Origin of the sequence: Brevibacillus invocatus (assembly GCF_003710915.1) — a bacterium.
Lineage (GTDB): Bacteria > Bacillota > Bacilli > Brevibacillales > Brevibacillaceae > Brevibacillus > Brevibacillus invocatus.
Window position 1 is genome coordinate 1 of record NZ_RHHR01000049.1, and the last position, 16,772, is coordinate 16,772.

At 49.6% G+C, this 16,772-nt stretch carries 19 protein-coding genes and 2 pseudogenes; 4 read left to right on the forward strand and 17 right to left on the reverse strand.

Translation table 11 applies throughout. From position 1 onward, the window contains the following. From EDM52_RS24990 to EDM52_RS21715, 4 genes and pseudogenes are all read right to left on the reverse strand, one after another. Positions 1-248, reverse strand: a pseudogene (locus EDM52_RS24990) (IS5/IS1182 family transposase); the annotation flags it as partial. 365 nt (positions 249-613) lie between these two features. Continuing rightward, the gene (locus EDM52_RS21705; RefSeq protein ID WP_122911023.1) at positions 614-1,828 is read right to left on the reverse strand and encodes an MFS transporter; all 1,215 of its coding nucleotides are present in this window, start codon (positions 1,826-1,828) and stop codon (positions 614-616) included. 286 nt (positions 1,829-2,114) lie between these two features. Then, positions 2,115-4,322 carry a heavy metal translocating P-type ATPase gene (locus EDM52_RS21710; RefSeq protein WP_122911024.1) on the reverse strand — a complete coding sequence of 736 codons (2,208 nt, stop codon included), beginning with the start codon at positions 4,320-4,322 and terminating at the stop codon, positions 2,115-2,117. Positions 4,323-4,569: 247 nt separating this feature from the next. Further along, entirely contained in the window at positions 4,570-4,914 is a 345-nt protein-coding gene (locus EDM52_RS21715; protein WP_245997275.1) for a hypothetical protein, read from the reverse strand. A gap of 121 nt (positions 4,915-5,035) precedes the next feature. Here EDM52_RS21715 and EDM52_RS21720 point away from each other — a divergent pair, with 121 nt between their 5' ends. After that, the gene (locus EDM52_RS21720; RefSeq protein WP_122911026.1) at positions 5,036-5,413 is read left to right on the forward strand and encodes an ArsR/SmtB family transcription factor; all 378 of its coding nucleotides are present in this window, start codon (positions 5,036-5,038) and stop codon (positions 5,411-5,413) included. Between the two features lie 68 nt (positions 5,414-5,481). Here the strand turns inward: EDM52_RS21720 and EDM52_RS21725 are convergent, their stop codons facing one another. The 6 genes from EDM52_RS21725 to EDM52_RS21750 form a co-directional block, all read right to left on the reverse strand. Continuing rightward, the gene (locus tag EDM52_RS21725) at positions 5,482-6,087 is read right to left on the reverse strand and encodes a nucleotidyltransferase family protein (protein ID WP_122911027.1); all 606 of its coding nucleotides are present in this window, start codon (positions 6,085-6,087) and stop codon (positions 5,482-5,484) included. Positions 6,088-6,101: 14 nt separating this feature from the next. After that, on the reverse strand, positions 6,102-7,184 hold the full coding sequence (locus EDM52_RS25295; RefSeq protein WP_245997276.1) for a TlpA disulfide reductase family protein: 1,083 nt from the start codon (positions 7,182-7,184) through the stop codon (positions 6,102-6,104). Positions 7,185-7,234: 50 nt separating this feature from the next. Beyond that, on the reverse strand, positions 7,235-8,014 hold the full coding sequence (locus tag EDM52_RS21735) for a sulfite exporter TauE/SafE family protein (protein ID WP_122911028.1): 780 nt from the start codon (positions 8,012-8,014) through the stop codon (positions 7,235-7,237). A 101-nt stretch (positions 8,015-8,115) separates the two neighbouring features. Continuing rightward, on the reverse strand, positions 8,116-8,346 hold the full coding sequence (locus EDM52_RS21740; RefSeq protein ID WP_122911029.1) for a sulfurtransferase TusA family protein: 231 nt from the start codon (positions 8,344-8,346) through the stop codon (positions 8,116-8,118). Positions 8,347-8,403: 57 nt separating this feature from the next. Next, positions 8,404-9,537: an MBL fold metallo-hydrolase gene (locus EDM52_RS21745; protein WP_122911030.1), complete on the reverse strand. Its 1,134-nt coding sequence runs from the start codon at positions 9,535-9,537 to the stop codon at positions 8,404-8,406. A 43-nt stretch (positions 9,538-9,580) separates the two neighbouring features. Then, entirely contained in the window at positions 9,581-10,153 is a 573-nt protein-coding gene (locus EDM52_RS21750; protein WP_122911031.1) for a sulfurtransferase TusA family protein, read from the reverse strand. A gap of 310 nt (positions 10,154-10,463) precedes the next feature. Here EDM52_RS21750 and EDM52_RS21755 point away from each other — a divergent pair, with 310 nt between their 5' ends. Beyond that, positions 10,464-11,555: an FAD-dependent oxidoreductase gene (locus EDM52_RS21755; RefSeq protein WP_183185271.1), complete on the forward strand. Its 1,092-nt coding sequence runs from the start codon at positions 10,464-10,466 to the stop codon at positions 11,553-11,555. Further along, positions 11,533-11,640 (forward strand): annotated as a pseudogene (locus EDM52_RS21760) (sigma factor); the annotation flags it as partial. The gene EDM52_RS21755 and the pseudogene EDM52_RS21760, both read left to right, overlap by 23 nt. Before the next feature lie 386 nt (positions 11,641-12,026). Here EDM52_RS21760 and EDM52_RS24855 read toward each other — a convergent pair. From EDM52_RS24855 to EDM52_RS21775, 4 genes are all read right to left on the reverse strand, one after another. After that, a complete protein-coding gene (locus EDM52_RS24855) occupies positions 12,027-12,200 on the reverse strand; it encodes a hypothetical protein (protein ID WP_183185273.1) in 174 nt (57 codons plus the stop codon). Positions 12,201-12,436: 236 nt separating this feature from the next. Next, positions 12,437-12,889, reverse strand: a complete 453-nt coding sequence (locus EDM52_RS21765; protein ID WP_122911033.1) for a pyridoxamine 5'-phosphate oxidase family protein — start codon at positions 12,887-12,889, stop codon at positions 12,437-12,439. A gap of 34 nt (positions 12,890-12,923) precedes the next feature. Continuing rightward, on the reverse strand, positions 12,924-13,142 hold the full coding sequence (locus tag EDM52_RS25770) for a hypothetical protein (protein ID WP_420866960.1): 219 nt from the start codon (positions 13,140-13,142) through the stop codon (positions 12,924-12,926). After that, positions 13,078-13,260: a hypothetical protein gene (locus EDM52_RS21775; protein WP_122911035.1), complete on the reverse strand. Its 183-nt coding sequence runs from the start codon at positions 13,258-13,260 to the stop codon at positions 13,078-13,080. The genes EDM52_RS25770 and EDM52_RS21775 overlap by 65 nt, the downstream gene beginning before the upstream one ends. A gap of 23 nt (positions 13,261-13,283) precedes the next feature. Here EDM52_RS21775 and EDM52_RS21780 point away from each other — a divergent pair, with 23 nt between their 5' ends. Then, positions 13,284-13,724, forward strand: coding sequence for a LysR family substrate-binding domain-containing protein (locus tag EDM52_RS21780; protein WP_276330139.1), 441 nt, complete (start codon positions 13,284-13,286; stop codon positions 13,722-13,724). On the opposite strand, the gene EDM52_RS21785 is transcribed toward EDM52_RS21780, so the two are convergent. The 3 genes from EDM52_RS21785 to EDM52_RS25300 form a co-directional block, all read right to left on the reverse strand. Further along, positions 13,721-14,617, reverse strand: a complete 897-nt coding sequence (locus EDM52_RS21785) for a PhzF family phenazine biosynthesis protein (protein WP_122911037.1) — start codon at positions 14,615-14,617, stop codon at positions 13,721-13,723. The genes EDM52_RS21780 and EDM52_RS21785 overlap by 4 nt on opposite strands. A gap of 15 nt (positions 14,618-14,632) precedes the next feature. Continuing rightward, on the reverse strand, positions 14,633-15,175 hold the full coding sequence (locus EDM52_RS21790) for a GNAT family N-acetyltransferase (RefSeq protein ID WP_122911038.1): 543 nt from the start codon (positions 15,173-15,175) through the stop codon (positions 14,633-14,635). A 544-nt stretch (positions 15,176-15,719) separates the two neighbouring features. Beyond that, positions 15,720-16,772, reverse strand: a complete 1,053-nt coding sequence (locus EDM52_RS25300; protein ID WP_245997279.1) for a polysaccharide pyruvyl transferase family protein — start codon at positions 16,770-16,772, stop codon at positions 15,720-15,722.

Genomic DNA, 16,772 nt, shown 5'->3' on the forward strand with positions numbered 1-16,772 from the left:
CTGGTCTCTTTAAGCCGTTTCCGTAAATATTTAACAGTTGGAATCCGTTCTAAGATTCGAGCGACCAAAGAATACAGCATAGCAACATAATTCAACTCAGTAGGAGCTCCATAGATCGACTTTTTGGAGATAACACAAAGAATCGGATCGATGTCAAGGGTGGAAAAAATCGCTCCAAATCGTTTGGGAGGTTCTAAATCGAATAATTCTTGTATATCAAACAGGCTTCCTTGTCTTATAATGGACATTGGGAGTCACCTCCAGTTCTCATAAGTTTTGGTCGTACTTAACTTATTAGAGATTTGGGGAGGTACTCCTTTTTCTATGCTCAAAAAACCTTGAGCCCGTAGGGCTCAGATTTATGAAATTGATTCTATTATGAATTTTTAAAATATAATTGCTGCACTTTTTCACAGCAACCTTGACACTGGAAAAAGTACCCCCTTCCCTTGCTCGAACATATGTACAACCTTCTTATTGCCATTATTGCACATCAAATCATGGTAGAAATGTTAATGAATTAACGGTATTCAAAGGATTATGTTTTTTTGAGCATGACTTGCTGAACTGAAAAAAAGCTCGCCCCATAAAACCATACGGGGCAAGCTTTTGTTTAGTTTTTCTGTGCAATTGGTACTTTTGCCGAGCGAATGAGCGGAACGATAAACATCATCCCGATCAAGAACAGAATCGCCGAGGTCTGGTAAATGGTCAGCAGGGAGAAATACTCCTTCATTTTGCCAGCAGCGCTCATCGTAAGCACCATCGAGCCCGTGAACAACGGCGTCAAGATTCCGTTCACCCTGCCAATGAACGCCCCTTCTGTATATTTCATGATGATCGTATTGATCCCGATCTGAATACAAGGCAAGAGCAGCCCGCTGAGCAGATTGGCAGAAAGCGTCAGCCACTGCATGGTGGAAATTCCGGAGACGCTCAGTGCGATCGCATTTCCCAGCATACCAATCACCAGCAGCTTTTGCGGTGCTACAGATTTCGCAAAGGCCATCGCCAGCGCTCCTCCGGTTATCATCCCGATTCCCTGAACCATGAGCAGCCATTGCAAGCTTTCTTTAGGCAAGCCAAGACGTTCGGTCACGAGGAAAATCCCCAAAGGCTGCACGAGTCCAAGTCCGAGACCCGCTCCCGCAAAGCAAAACCCGAGCAAAGTCAGTACGCGGTTTGATTTCACATAGCGAAGCCCACTGGCCATCTCCTCTAAAATGACTGTCTTTTTCTCCGTCGATTTCTCCTCGACAGGGTCCGGCGGAAGCAAGTACAGTACTGCAGCCGCACACAAGAACGCCACGGCTGTAATTACCATCGCGATTTCCAGTCCGAGTGCCTGGAAGACAAACGTTCCCAGTATCGGTCCGAGCACCATGAACAGGGCAAACAAAGTCTGATAAGCGGACATGCCTGTCTGCAGCTGCTCAGCAGGGACGTGCAGCTTGAACAGCTTCATTCCGGATGGTTGTGAAAACTGTGAAAGAATGGCTGAAATCAATGTAGCAAAAAAGACAGCTTTCCACGTACCGAATACAAATGTAAGCAAAACGAGAAGCACCGACACGGCGCTCAAAATTTCACACCAGACCATCGTGCGTTTGGGTCTCCAACGGTCTGCAAAGGTACCCGCTAAAAAGGAAAAGAGAAAGATCGGCGCGTACTCCGCTACCGAAATCATCGATACTGCAAATGCATCTCCATTGGTTTGCTCCATGACAAATAGCAAAATGGCAAAGTTGCGTACCCAGATCCCGATCTGCAAAAACAGACCGGATAAGAGGATCGCCCTGACATATCGATTGCGAAACAGTTCAGACATAAAAAAAACCTCCTCATCCATTCACTTCTGGACAGGAGTATCACATACGAACGCAAAAGACAAAGAACCCTAACAAACGTGGGATCCACCATCCATTTGGCCAATATGCATACTAATCCTATCCAGAAAAATGCTAAGTCATATTCGACTGCTTTTTTGGAATAGGTCTTAGTAGATCATTGGCTTGTTGGTCATCCTTCCGTGTTAGAATGAACAAAGAATACCATAAAAAGGGAGAGGAGCACAAGTCAAAATCTGTGCTCCTTGTCTTCTTTTTTTGGTTGGATCAATATTCCCGGTACTTCAACAGCCGCATGCTGTTCAAGATCACCAAAAGCGCTGCACCTGTGTCACTGACAACTGCCATCCACAAGGTCAGCCAGCCCGGGAAGATCAGAACGAGAGCAACCAGCTTGATGATGATCGAAAACCAGATATTTTGCTTGATGATCTGCAGGGCTTTGCGGCTCAGCTTGACCGTATGAGGCAGCTTTTCCAGATTGTCTGCCATCAGGACGATATCCGCCGTCTCCATCGCCGTATCGGTCCCGGCACCACCCATCGCGATTCCGAGGTCCGCTGTCGCGAGTGCTGGGGCGTCATTGATTCCATCCCCGACCATCGCTACCACTCTGCCTTCTTTTTGCAGCTCTTTGACAGCCTCCACCTTCTGTTCAGGCAGCAGCTCCGCCACGTATCGCTTGACTCCGGTCTGTCCGGCTACTTTTTTGGCTGTTCCCGCGTTGTCGCCTGTAAGCATCACGATTTCGCTGATCCCGCTTGCCTTCAAATGCTGAATCGCCTGTACCGTGATCTCGCGGATGGTGTCTGCGACCGCAATCAATCCCAAGAGTCGCTTGGAAGTTCCCACGACAATCAAGGAGTGGCCTTCGCTTTGCAGCGTCTTTATTTGCTCGGTCCAGTGCGTGAGCGACACGCCCATTTCCTCAAATAATGCCGGTTTGCCCACGTAATAGGTTTCGCCGTCGATCGTCGCCACGGCGCCTTTCCCAACAATCGCGCGATAATCGGCACCTACCATCGCCATATGCTGATGTTCTTGCGCATATTTGATAATCGCCAATGCAATCGGATGCTTGGAATGCTCCTCTACCGTCCTGGCAATCCGCAGCAGCTCCTCTTCCTTCGCACCGTCTGCTATCAACACTTCCTTGACCTGCGGCTTACCTTCCGTCAGCGTACCTGTCTTGTCAAAAGCGACCGCGCTGATCGTACCTGCTTTCTCCAGGAACGCGCCGCCCTTGATCAACACGCCGTTTCGTGCTGCATTGCCAATCGCCGATACGATCGCTACCGGCGTCGAAATCACCAGTGCGCACGGGCAAGCCACGACTAACAGCTCCAGACCCTTGTAAAACCACTCGCCCCACGTCCCGAAGGAAAGAAGCGGCGGGAAGACGATCACCAGCAGGGCCAGCACCAGCACGATCGGGGTGTAGATGGCCGCAAATTTATCGACAAAAGCCTGTGTCGGCGCTTTTTTCTCCTGCGCTTCCTCCACCAGGTGGATGATTCGCGACAGTGCTGTATCCTCGACGAGACGCGTCACCTTCACTTCCAGCGACCCGCTTTCGTTGACCGTTCCGGCATAGACGCCATCCCCGACCGATTTATCGACAGGGATAGACTCGCCCGTGATCGGAGCCTGGTTGACGCTGGATGCTCCGTTCCATACCTCGCCATCCAATGGGATTTTCTCGCCGGGCTTGATGACGATGACCTCGCCTATGCTCACATCTTCCACCGGCTTGCGCGTCAGGGTCTCGCCTGCTTTTACCCACGCTTCCGACGGAGCCAGATTCATCAGATTGCGTATCGAATCTCTCGTTTTTTCAATCGATCTGGCCTGAAGCATGTTGCCCAATGAAAACAGCCAGACCACCGTAGCTCCTTCCATCCATTCACCGATCGCGGCAGCACCGATCGCAGCTGCTGTCATCAGAACGTTCATGTCCAAAGAACCGCTCTTGATCGCATAAAAGGCGCTTCGAGCAGGGCGGAATCCACCGATCACAATAGCCAGCGCCCACAGACTAATCAGTACAGGCTCCGGTATGCTAGTGAAGGAACCGATAAATCCAAGAAGTAATAAGATACCGGAGATGACCGTCAATCTCGTTCCGGTATGATCCGAAGCTTCCTCTTGAGCACCAGAGCGCTTGGCGAGCATGCTGGCGGTATATCCAGCTTTGGATACCTCCTGCATCACCGCTTTATTGTCCAGACCATCCTGCAGGATATGCATTTTTCCCGTCGAAAAATTGACGTTCACTTCCTTCACAGCTGGCAGTGTCCTCATGTGTTTTTCCAACGATTTGGCACATGAGCTGCAATCCATGCCATGTATGCGGTACACCGTCGCCCCGCTAGCTGCGACAAACGGTTCTAAATGTGCTTCCTGATGATCATGACAGCAGGCTCCATCATGATCATGGTGATGCTGCTCGTGAAGATGCTGTTCGAATCCAGACATAACCGCTCACCTACTTTCCATTCCCGCTTCCATCCATGGTTCCATCCATTCTACAATTGACCAAACATTCAAATGTATATTTAATTATTATATTAGCGAAATCATCGTATTCATTCAAGCATCGATTTGAATTTTTCCGCCCATTTTCCTCTACCTTCATGGTTCCCCGATGCCGCCATTGCTTTACACTTGATCAACGTAAAAAAGAGACTCCTCCCAAGAGAAGTCTCCTCACCCATAGCATTCCTTATTGATCGTTGGGGCCTCTTTGCCATTTCGTTCCGCAATCCAGGCACGTACATTGAATGATTTTCTTCTTATCCAGTGCCAAGCGCACGATAAACAAGACAAAAGCGCCAAAAAGTCCGAGAAATAGAAAAATGACCGGTGTACCATTCAGCCGAACTCCCACCCAAGCGATGATCATCAAAACGAGGGCGTAGATCGTCACATATAAAAATCGATTGATCGATTCCTTGAAATCAATCTTCTTTGATTTGCATTTGGGGCACTTGCCATGAACATCCATGCTTTTCTCCTCCTGTGTACAACGCTGCCCATGCTTTTCCGAACTAACCACAAACATGTCCATGATACACGAAAAAGGAGGTGCACACTACCACCTCATCGAAATGTCATTTTTCCTTTTCACTTTAACTTTGAATGTCTATAATAGTAGGACATTGGATGAAAGAAATAAGAGGTGATTTCTCATGGCGTCCAAAGAAAAGGACGACGTCTGTGAAATTCAATGCTTCGACGATGAAAAAGTCAATCGATTACGACCTTTTGTGTCCGAATCAGAAGGTGTAGCAAAGATCTTCAAGGCGCTGGCAGACGATACACGGGCCAAAATCATCCACATCCTGTCTTTGGAGGACGAATTGTGCGTCTGCGATATCGCTGCTGTCATCGGCAGCTCGATCGCGAACACCTCCCACCATTTGCGGTTGCTGCGAAATATGGGCCTGGCCAAATACCGTAAAGAAGGCAAGCTGGTTTTCTACTCCCTGGACGATGATCATGTGCGTCATCTGATCTCAGCCGGCGTGGAGCATGCCAAAGAACTAAAGCCTGTGCCTAAAGCATGATGAATCAAAGAGGCTTTGTCTAACCGCTCGCGGAAATAGACAAAGCCTTTTATTTTTCGCTCCTCGGGTTAAAGACTGTTCCGAACATCCTGGTACTCTTCGGGAGTGTCGATGTCCTTGCCCCATTGCTCATTATCAAAAGCGACGGTCGCCAGCTGTTGCTTGTGTCTGCCAATCACTTCTTTTCCTCCCTGGTCGCCCGTAACCTCCTCCAGCTCATCAAAAAGTGATGCATCGAACAATACAGGATGACCTGCCATTCCGGCGTACACTGGCCGTACGATCCGCACTCCTTTATCAAACCCAGCCTGATAGGTCTCGATCAAGGACACGACCACCTCATCCGGGACCAGCGGCTGGTCCGCCAGAAATACGAGAGCCGCATCGACACGTCCTCTGACTGCCATGATCCCTACACGCAAGGACGAAGCCATGCCCGTCTCGTAATCCGGATTGTGATGAATCTCCACCGGAAACGTTGGACTGGTCACCTGACGAAAAGCTTCCCCGTGTTCTCCCGCAATCAAAAGAATCGGTTCCAGCTGATTCGCAAAAGCGCGATCTACCACGTGACGAAAAAGCGGCTTTCCCTGTAGCTCCAGCAATGCCTTGGCTGTCCCCATTCGCCGCGATTTGCCAGCTGCCAGTACGATTGCCCCTACCTTTTTGGACACTGCGCCACTCCCCTTTAATCGATAGCAGCTATCATTTTTTCCATCATTTCCTTGGTCAAAGGACCGATCATCTTGTACTGAACCACACCCTCCGTATCAATCACATAGCTGGTCGGTATGGAGATCGCCTGGTACTGCTGTGAAATGTGCTTGCCCTGATCCAGCACAACAGGAAACGTAATCCCGTACTCCTTGAGAAAAGCATCTACACTTTCCGGTCCCTGCTCCGTCTCAATCAGGTTTACCCCGAGAATGGTTACGCCGTTCTCTTTTTCCTGTTCGTAAAATTCCTGCATATCCGGCATTTCTGCTCGGCACGGCGGACACCAGGTTGCCCACAGATTGACAATCACCTTTTGCCCCCTCAGCTCTGAAAGACGAATCGGGGTATTGTCCAAAGTGCGCAGCTCAAAATCCGGTGCCAGCTCTCCTTGGTTCAAGCCTACTTTTCTTTCCCCCTGGGCAGACTCTTGGGCAGGTAAAAGAGAAGTACCACCATTGTCCAGGAACCCCCACACAATCAAGCCGACGATGCCAAAAGCAGCAACCCACTTTTTCATTTGAGGGGAATGAGCCGCAACAAACAGGAACAGGATGATGGAGAGCCCCACCTGGGATGCGTAATACAGCCATTCTCTCTGCTCAAAAAGCCCAAGCAGGAGATGCCCCACTCCCCAAGCCGCAACGACACTGAGGAATACGGCCTCTAATACGTCTCTTGCAGGAAGCTGTCGCTTTCTGATCTGAACCGCCATGTACACCGCAGCGGCCAGCCCTCCGAGCCAAACACCAGCATCCCCACCCGAAAAATAGAGCAGGGAAGCCGGGTTTTCCCAGACCTTTAGCGGATTGAACAAGGCATAGCTAAACTTCCAGGTGAACAAAGCCAAAATCGCAGCAGAACTGATGATCTCTGCAATATGCTTTCGAAGGGATGGCTCACGCCTCAGTCGATAAAGGATCGCCCCATATCCCAGCACGCCTGCAAGGATATAGATAATCGTTGTCGTTTTTATCAGCAAAGGCCCAATCGATATGACATCAAGCAACGTTTCAACTCCCCGCTCTCGATATTCCCACACTTGCACTACTTTCATGATACAAGACATCCCTGTTCATGCAATGCCTAGAAGTGCCATTTTTGCGACTAGAGGAGAATATCCAGCCAGATCTTGACGACAGTTGCCGTGATCAAAAGGGCCAGGATCCACTGCAGCACCTTGGTGTTCAATTTCTTGCTGATGACGGCACCTACCGGTGAAGCGATCACACTGGCTACAATCATGACAAGGGATGGAATCAGGAGGGTATGTCCTCCCATGAGCTTGCCCACTGTAGAGCCGATCGAGGAAATAAAGGTGATGGCAAGGGAAGACGCAATCGCGACACGCGTCGGGATTTTCAAAATAACCAGCATAACAGGAACGGTAATAAAGGCTCCAGCTGCCCCAACGATTCCGGACAAAATCCCGATCACACCAGCCAAAACGGCAGCGAGCGGCTTGTTGAAACGAATATTGGCAAAGTCCGCTATCTCGTCCCCCTTCTTGGGCATGAACATCATGACTGCTGCGATCAAGGCGAGAATCGCGTAAACCAGATTGATGATTTCGTCAGGCAGGAACTGCGAGCCGTAGCCTCCGAGAAAGCTACCAATAATAATGGCCGTCCCCATCGTGATGATGAGTGGCTTGTTCATATAACCGCCTTTGCGATAGGCGAACATCCCTGCCAGAGTCGCAAAGAAGACCTGCACGGCACTGATCGCCGATACTTCCTGGGCTGTAAAAGCGACAAACCCCAGGGCAGGTGGAATGTATAACAGCATCGGATATTTGATGATTGAACCACCAATTCCGACCATCCCAGAGATGGCGGACCCGACAAAGCCGATGGCAAACAGCATGAGAATATAGCTCCAGTCCATATAGCCCTTCCTCTCTGTTGAAAATTCTCTTTTTCCTTTTGGGTTAAACAGGAGCAGGGGCAACAATCCATACGCTTGTCACCCCTGCGCGATCCGCTTTCTTACTCGCCTTTTTTAATCCAGAATTTCAGTACATCGCCTTCTTCTTCAGCCTTGACCAGTTCATTGCCTGTTGATTTGGTCCACGCCGTCAGGTCATTTTTAAAGCCTTTGTCCGTAACATGGATCTCCAGAACCTGATTGGCTTCCATCTCATTCATGGCTTTCTTGGTACGTACGATCGGCATGGGGCAAGCGAGTCCTTTAGCGTCGAGAAATTTGTTGCTTGTCATGTTTGATTACCTCCAGTATTTTCGTTGGTTTTAGGTTGATTTTTGTCGATTGGAAACTTAATGAGTGTGATGCAGGGCACAGCGGTTGGGGCCGATCTCCAGCTCTTGCTGACGCTCTGGAGAGGCCACGTCGACTCCACGGTTGATGGCAATGATCTCTTCAAAGTTAGGCGGTGTTTCGGTCTGCGCATTGGCTACGACCTGATCGACGAACGCCTGCTTATCCTGTTGGTTCATCAGCTCGTTGCCTGCACGGATCGCGCCCAGCTCGGCCCCTACATAGCCCGCCGCGTTCACTTCCTGATCCAGATTGGCGTAGTGCCCAGGCAGCACAATCACATCGTCGGCCATAGCCGCGATTTTCTCATAGACGGTATCATACAGATCCTTCGCCCACTCTTGAACCTTGCCGCCAAGGTCTGGGCGACCCAGCCCTCCTACAAAGATGGTGTCCCCTGAAAACAAGAGCTTGTCGTTCACGAAGAAGGAGACACTCCCTGGGGTATGCCCTGGGGTTTTGACAGCCAGCACGCGCAGATCTACATGGGCAAATCGGATGCGATCATGCTCTTCAAAAGGCATGAAGTCAAATACAGCTCCCTCGCTCTTCATCATGTAGTAAGCTGCCCCTGTCTGATCCGCAAGTGTTTTACCACCTGAAATATGGTCAGCATGCAGGTGGGAATCGACGATGTGTGTAATCTTTGCCCCTTCCTGCTTGGCAGCCTCCATGTAGACGTCGGTAAAGCGGGATGGGTCTACCACCAGGGCTTCTTCTCCAGAGATGACCATGTAAGACAGGCAGCCTTTTCCCATTCGAAGGTACTGATACACCTTCAGCTGCTCATCTGCGTAGACAAGCACCTGCTCCAGATGTTCACTCCATGACTTCATGCCGCCCTCTAGATAAGAAACATCTTGCAGACCTGCCTCTACCAGCTGTTCCGCGACGAACTTGGAGGAGCCCTCCTTGGCGCAGACAACAAGCAGTTTGTTATCGGTTGGAAGCTGCTTCAGAACACCCTCTACGCCATCGAGCAAATCAAAGTATGGAACATTGATGCTCGATACTTTTTCTCCTTCGATCTTCCAATCCTGATAATCCGATTGATTCCTCACATCCAGAATAAACAGGTCCTCTTTATTCTTCACCATCTTGGCAACTTCTTTGGCCGTCATTCCTGTAAGCATGTTTTTCCCTCCCATATGGAATGTTGTCAACTGCGTTCCCCGGTTATTCTCCGCTCTGAACCGGACCGCTCCAGCCAGACATGCCTGGCAGGACGTTTATCAGCTTGGAAAATCCTTTTTCAGCAAGCAGCTTGCAGGCCATATCACTGCGATTGCCGGTACGACAGACGATGTAGAGCTCCTCGTCCTGGTTCAGCTCGGCCAAACGACCGGTCAGCTCGCCGTAAGGAATCGCAATGGCTCCTGGAATATGACCGCTTGCAAATTCATCAGCCTCGCGAACATCGACGATGACGACCTTTTCTTGCGCTTCCATCTTCTTCAACAGCTCGGCATTTGTGATCGTCTGGGCAAATGCGGCGTTCTCTTGAGAGGCTTGCGGATTTGCCTTGCGCAGGTAGTGCTTGTAGAGATCTCCTTCTTGGACGGTTCCCAAATATTCGTGACCGGTATTTTTTGCCCAGCCCTGGATATCTGCTACAGAGCCTTTGTCAGTTGCCTGCATCTCCAATACCTGACCAGGCGCGATCTCTTCGATGGCTTTTTTCGTTTTGACAATCGGCATCGGACAGGCGAGTCCTTTGCAATCCAGAACCTTATCTACTGAGAAGTTCATTTCCTCACTCCTTGTGTATAATCAAATGATCTTATATACCTGCGGGGGTATTATTTGAGCCAAAAAAATTTACAGGTGATGCTGGTACTGCTTGAGGTTTGAATGTTGTTTACCAATACCCCTATAGGTATATTACAATGCCCCTATCCCGATGTCAAGCTTCGTGATTTCTTTTTCTCGAGACGTTTTTTCACGTGCCGGGAAAATAAGGGTAATCCACGGGTAATTACCCGGCATACTCGCATTTTCTTTTATTAAGCAAGCGTTTAAGCTCAATTTCTCGTAATGGATTCCGATCGATGGAGGCAAGGTGCCTATTGGAGGGGTTGCAGCTACTCATGAAGGTTTGTATCCTCTCCCCTTTACCTTCAGTAGCCTGCTTCGTACTCGCTTGCTGACCTGGAACAGCAAGGTGAAATACATCCAGCTCATGCTTATGTTGCGGAGAATGGATGTCGAATCGTTTCATGGCTTGTCCTGGTCAGATTGGGTTGGCAAACAGTTCCCACACGATCGCATGGCCCAAGATCTCATGCTCACTCTGGGGCGTCTGTGGATGTACGCGGATTGCCCAGAACAATTGGATGCAGGAGCCACCATCCAGCAAGGACAAGTTAGTATGGGCGGCGTATATTATTTGCACCAAGGGTGGAAGTCACTCGTTCATTCATTAAAAAAGCGCGCCGAATCTGAAGGTGTACGAATCGTGCGGGGAAAAGCCGATTCGATCCTTATCGACGAGCAGCGAGTAGAAGGTATCTTGCTTTCCAATGGTGAAATGCTTCATGGTTCTACTGTCATCGCAGCTCTCTCTCCCGGTGAGGCAGCAGGCTTGGTTCGAAAGGTGGACGGTCCGAAAAGCCCCACATTGAAGTACTGGCAAGAACAAGCGGTACCTTCCTTCGCCAGCTGTCTGGACATCGTGGTCACTCATTTGCCTGAACCCAATCGTTCATTCGCCTTGCATGTGCAGCGCCCCCTCTATTACTCGAATCATTCATCAATCTCCAAGCTCAATACAAATGGAGATCAGGTCATCCATATGTTGAAATACCAGGCAAGTCCCGAGCAGATCGATCCTGCGCGTGATCGCCGTGAATTGGAGGAATGGATAGATTCCTTACAGCCCGGATGGCGAAAAGCTGTCGTTACGGAACGCTTTCTCCCCAAAATGACCGTTACCCACTCGCTTCCGCTATGCGGTGCCGCCAGACGCCCTGCTCCTGACGAAACAGGGGTCGACGGCTTGTACATCTCCGGTGATTGGGTCGGTCAACACGGCATGCTGGCAGATGCGGCTGTAGCAAGCGGCAAACATGCCGCTCATTGCGCAATCCGTTATTTACGAAACCCTGTCAGAGAGGATGTGAGGAAAAACAATGAACTCCGAAGCATACTATGAAGCTTATAAACCTTTGCGTTTTTCCTTGGCATACCGAATGCTCGGAAGTGTAATGAATGCGGAAGACATCGTTCATGATATCTTTGCTGATTGGGAACGCATGCACATCCATGAGAATCAGACTGAGCCTGATATCATTCACGTTTTCTCTCTCGAATTCGCGAGTGTAAATGGCTTCCCAGGAATTGTGATCTTTACCGGAGACGTTCCCTTTTGCACCCTATCCTTTCACTTTGAACATGGTACGATCGCAGCCATCTACAACACGATGAATCCAGATAAGCTGCAGCATCTGCATCGAAAATAAGCCAGATTAGAAAACTTGGCTACGCCAAGCTTTTGGCGGAGCCTTAGTTGCACTTATACTATCTTCCGCTAATCTTTTTAGCGCTTTAGCGCACTTAAACTTTCCGATAGTAAAATAAAAGGGACGGCGCACGCTCCCGTCCCTACTCTACACCTATGACTCTTTTACAGACTCTCCGCATTCTTCAAGGCGTGTTCCCAGCTTGGAAAATAAAACAGCGCGCTTCTCATCAATTCTGGATCGTTTTGCTTGACTTGCTTTTTGCTAAGCGAATCTCCATTGGATTGAAGTTGCCTGATGCGGTTGATTACCTCATCAGCTCCCAAGGTAATGTCCATTGGACAAAACTCCTTTCCTAATAGTAGATGTACATTATTCATTTTTCTCATTGATTGTTTTTTCTATACTATTTGTCTAGCAACGCTTCTCAAGCTAGTTTTTGAAGTACCTTTTTTCATATTGGCTAAAAATATTCACCTAATAGCTTTCAAGAAAGCAGGCATATCCACTTTACATAAAAAACCGAGCTGAAACAGGAAATTCCTGCTTCGAACTCGGTTTTTCTTTCCCCTCTTTATGAAAGCAATGCCCCAAATACTTGGTTGTCCAGCGCGATCGCCTTCTCGATATTGCTTGTTTTCTCATATGCTGGATTTTGCGTAATCGCTGCTCCCCAGAACATGGATTCAAATACAGCTTCGATCTGAACCTCGATTTTGGACAGCGGCATCGCGATTCCTTCGATCTTCTCTTCCAGGATGTTCGCCTCTCCTACTATGGAATAGACGGTGCCCAACGCGATCATCGTCAATGAAACGCGACGATTGGCCTTCACGTTGGCAGCAGTCCGTGAATTGGTCGTAACGGCAAAGCGGATCGTTGTCGGGGTGTGTGCCTTCACCCAGGAGATCGCCGAGGTATTCGGCGTATTGCTCTCGGCATCGATGGTGCTGAGCAGGATCAATGGCTTGTCATTCATGAAATCGATTTGTTCCTGCGACAGCGCTTGAGGAATTTGTTTGCTCATTTTTGTGAAAGCCTCCTTTTACACGTAATTCCTCTTATGATAACAGTGAATCTTTTGGACTTAAAGACAATCCCAATTCTAATTTTCCAAACATTTCCCCCAAATGGTCCATATTGAAGGTAATATGCATGGACGAGGCCTGCACGTCCCGCCAATAACGCTGCAGCGGATTGGATTCATACATGCTGCTAGCACCGCTGTAATCCACGATGGTTTTTGACAGCTTCCTTGCACATTTTCGCTGTAAAGCCATAGTTTCTGCGCAAACGCAGTCGCTCATACGTGTCGATCGGCGTCTCGGTGCTCAGGCGTGCCAAAGATTTTTCGAAGAGAGCAATCGCTGCATCCAGGGTAGCAGACACTTCTGCCACATGGTCTGCATAATCTCGGCGGAATTACCTACAAATCGTTGTGGATCCAGCCCTACTCGATCATTTTGCCGGAAGATCACCCACTGGCTGACCAGACCGATCTGTCTATTGCGCAGCTCGCGCAGGAACCATTTGTCATGCTGGAGCGCGAGGAATCGCCGCAGGGGTATGATTACGTTTTGTCCTTATGTGCCAAGCATGGCTTCTCCCCACGAATCGTAAGCCAGGCTTCCCGTACTGATGCGGTGCTGATGATCGTCGATGCAGGGATCGGGATCACCATCCTGTCCCATCATCTGCTGCTGTACGCCAGTCCCAGCCTTCGCTTTATCGATATACAAGACGAGGAGCATCAGGTCGATATCGTCGCTTCGTGGAAAACAGCGAACGAAAATCCCTCTGTTCCCTTGTTTATCCAGGAGGTAGAGACAGCCCTGCAGCGATTAGAATCACGGCAGCCTTAGATCGTGACGATCATTTCCTTTACGAACACGGCGGTTCCGGTGATCTCGACCTGGAGGGATTCTTGGTTGGGACTCACTGTCACACGAACGCGGCCGTCCCTGTCTATCTCCTGTCCTTGCTCGATGACGAACGTACGCGGGCCAGCCGTCGTTTCCGGTTCGATGTAGGTCACGTAATATGCTCCCATGACTCCCGAAGCTGTCCCTGTTACCGGATCTTCCTGTGTACCGGAATATGGCGATGAAAAATGGCGGGCATGCATATCGGCAGTCTGATCGTAGGTCTCCATGCAGAATGGATGGATCGACACGTGCGGCATCTCTTGCAACACATGAGGAAAGCGAGCATTATCCGGTTTCATCCGTTTGCACGCATCCAAGGATTTGACCGGAACGATCAGCGTCCAAATACCTGTGCTGCCATATTGGATCGGCCATCTTAATTCGATGTCCTCACTCACAAGTCCGATTGCTGCAGCCAGCTCATCCACGGAGCCGTTAAAATCTGCAAACTGCGGCGCTGCCTGACGCATCGTGATGAGCACCCCCTCGTCCGGCATGGTCTGAATCTTTACTGGCAGAATACCTGCTTTCGTCTCAATCGTGATCTCCCGCTTCTCTTCCAGCAAGCCGTGCGAAAGTAGGGAAAAAACCGTCGCCATCGTCGCATGACCACACAGGTTCATTTCATGTCCGGGAGTAAAAAAGCGTATGCGTACGTCAGCCACTTCCGAGCGAACCGCAAAGGCCGTTTCATTAAACCCGACCTGCAAAGCTACTGCCTGCATCTCGTCATCTGTAAGGGAATCCCCCTCCAGCACAACCCCTGCCGGATTTCCTTTGTTTGGAATCTGGCTAAATGCATCAACATGCAAAACCTCGACACGCTTCATGCGGTTTGTCCCCCTCTATTCTTCCTCGTTGATGATCGCCAAAATCTGATGATCCTCCCACCGTCCATTGATGATGACGTTCTTTTTGGCGATGCCTTCCTTGTGAAACCCTGCTTTCTCCAGTACCTTGATAGATCCCAGATTATGAGGCATGACGCCAGCCTCAATCCGATGCAGCCCCCACTCCTCAAATGCCAGCTCGACCATCAGACGCACAGCCTTTGTCATATATCCCTTGCCATTTTGTTCTTGATCCAGATAATAGCCGATCCATGCGCTTTGGAAAGGTCCGCGCGCGACTTCACTCAGGGCAATGCGGCCAATCAGCTCCCCGCTCTCCACCAGATAAATTCCGCAGGCATATGCTTGATCTAGCCTGGCTTTTTCGATATCTGCCCGGATGCGCCCCTGCTGTCCAATCCGTGTGTAAAAATCTTCATTGCGAGGCGTGGTGTAGCGTTGGAAAAACTCCCGGTTCCGTGTCTCCAATTGAAATAACGCCTCTGCATCTGCAAGCTCCAATGCTTTCACTTCAATGTCCGCAGCCACTCTTTTCATTAGACGATGCCTCCTTTATATCCTCTTAAAATGAAAAACACCACAAGATCTCCCTGTGGTGTGTGAATGTGTCTTATCCATTGCAGTAAGTGCATCCAACCACAGGGTAGCGACCTGTGGCATCTCATCCGATCACTGGAATGGATGTCTAGTCGCTTGAAATGTCGATTTTGGACAGACGAATCCCGTGATTGGTGAAAGCAAAGAAAACAGCGGTCGAGTACCCTGTTCCAGCAGACAAGGATTGCAAGGCTCTTTTTTTCATCAGGGTACCTCCTTCCAATGTTTTCTAGCTATTATCTTATCAAGATTCATGAAAACGCACAACTGTACACTTACAAAGGAAAGTGACATGCGACAAAATGCTCTTCCTTATGCTCCTGGAAAACTGGCTCCTGCTGGCGGACATACGCATAACCAATTGCATGATACGCTGTGTTGGACGCAGACAGCTCAAGAAGGACTTTTGCTTTCGATACAGCAAGAAAAGCCCCTTCTTAGAAAGGAGCTTTTCTCCATTACATGCGGTCGGACTTCTTAACAGTTACAGCAACTGATGGACAAAGGGCTTCAGCAAATGCTCCTTCATCTCTTTTTGCTGAACAGCCATTCTCTCTCGGATCGAAGCCCTTTCTTGCACGGCTTCTGTCGCCAGCGTCACGATTTCCTGCTGAAGCTGTGGATGATTGGTAGTGACCGCCATCTCCGGCAAGCCCATGGAATAACAGTAGTCCAGGCACTTGAAGCGGTATGCCAGACAGACAAAAGGGACTCCTGCTGAAGCACTCAAAATATTGGCGTGCAGCTTATAGTTAATGGTTGCCTGAAAGCGGCCGATTCGCTTCATCATCTCTGTGTGATTGTGAAGCTCCAGATCCAGTGTCGTGTGCTGTGGGGCATTGATTTTTTTATACAATCGTTTAATGGCTTCCCGATCCGGCCCCCACATCGTATACAGATACATGTGTTTTCCGTCCTGAATCAGCGTCTTGGCTGCTTGTGCCAACGCATCCTCCACAGCTGCTTCATTTTTGCCGTAAATGCGATTGTAGGCTGTCCCCCAGTTGATGCCGATCGTGGGACGCTGATCGTCTCTACTCGCCTCCAGCGTTGGCAGAGTCATCAGCATCCCCGGATCTCCGCTGACAAACAATTTTCCTCCAATCCCTGTTTCCTGCAAATATTGATGGGTAAGAGGCCCTCGCACACCAAAAAAGGAAGCATGTTCCCCGATCTCCCGGAGCATTTTCCCCATCTTCTCGCTTTCCTGGAACGAAGCCGTCATCAGCTTGCCTGAAGCGTCAAACTGTACAGGCACTTGGGTATCGTATCCGCTCCCCCAGATCACGAGCTGTTTTTGCTGTTGAGCAGCCCGATGTGCCACGTCCACGTAGCCGGGTACCAACAGCGAACCTCCGCCCAGCACCACGGTATCGAAGTCGTCAAAACGCTGCAGATCTACGCCCGGCAATGAAGGAATGACCCGGTAATGCTGTGGGTCCAGATACTTTTCCGCACTTTCCTCAAACAATCGCCACATCCATTCATCGCCGAGATTGTTAAAACCGATCCACCCGACATAGAGGATTTTTTTCAT

Bases quoted from the DNA above. Each gene is read 5' to 3' on its own strand.
- EDM52_RS25770 (WP_420866960.1), bottom strand. From the start codon at position 13,142: ATGGCTTTACAGCGAAAATGTGCAAGGAAGCTGTCAAAAACCATCGTG.
- EDM52_RS25295 (WP_245997276.1), bottom strand. From the start codon at position 7,184: ATGAAAGTAGTGCAAGTGTGGGAATATCGAGAGCGGGGAGTTGAAACG.
- EDM52_RS21790 (WP_122911038.1), bottom strand. From the start codon at position 15,175: ATGAAAAGAGTGGCTGCGGACATTGAAGTGAAAGCATTGGAGCTTGCA.
- EDM52_RS21750 (WP_122911031.1), bottom strand. From the start codon at position 10,153: ATGAACTTCTCAGTAGATAAGGTTCTGGATTGCAAAGGACTCGCCTGT.
- EDM52_RS21710 (WP_122911024.1), bottom strand. From the start codon at position 4,322: ATGTCTGGATTCGAACAGCATCTTCACGAGCAGCATCACCATGATCAT.
- EDM52_RS21720 (WP_122911026.1), top strand. From the start codon at position 5,036: ATGGCGTCCAAAGAAAAGGACGACGTCTGTGAAATTCAATGCTTCGAC.
- EDM52_RS21765 (WP_122911033.1), bottom strand. From the start codon at position 12,889: ATGAGCAAACAAATTCCTCAAGCGCTGTCGCAGGAACAAATCGATTTC.
- EDM52_RS21745 (WP_122911030.1), bottom strand. From the start codon at position 9,537: ATGCTTACAGGAATGACGGCCAAAGAAGTTGCCAAGATGGTGAAGAAT.
- EDM52_RS21715 (WP_245997275.1), bottom strand. From the start codon at position 4,914: ATGGACATGTTTGTGGTTAGTTCGGAAAAGCATGGGCAGCGTTGTACA.
- EDM52_RS24855 (WP_183185273.1), bottom strand. From the start codon at position 12,200: ATGGACATTACCTTGGGAGCTGATGAGGTAATCAACCGCATCAGGCAA.
- EDM52_RS21740 (WP_122911029.1), bottom strand. From the start codon at position 8,346: ATGACAAGCAACAAATTTCTCGACGCTAAAGGACTCGCTTGCCCCATG.
- EDM52_RS21735 (WP_122911028.1), bottom strand. From the start codon at position 8,014: ATGGACTGGAGCTATATTCTCATGCTGTTTGCCATCGGCTTTGTCGGG.
- EDM52_RS25300 (WP_245997279.1), bottom strand. From the start codon at position 16,772: ATGAAAAAAATCCTCTATGTCGGGTGGATCGGTTTTAACAATCTCGGC.
- EDM52_RS21705 (WP_122911023.1), bottom strand. From the start codon at position 1,828: ATGTCTGAACTGTTTCGCAATCGATATGTCAGGGCGATCCTCTTATCC.
- EDM52_RS21785 (WP_122911037.1), bottom strand. From the start codon at position 14,617: ATGAAGCGTGTCGAGGTTTTGCATGTTGATGCATTTAGCCAGATTCCA.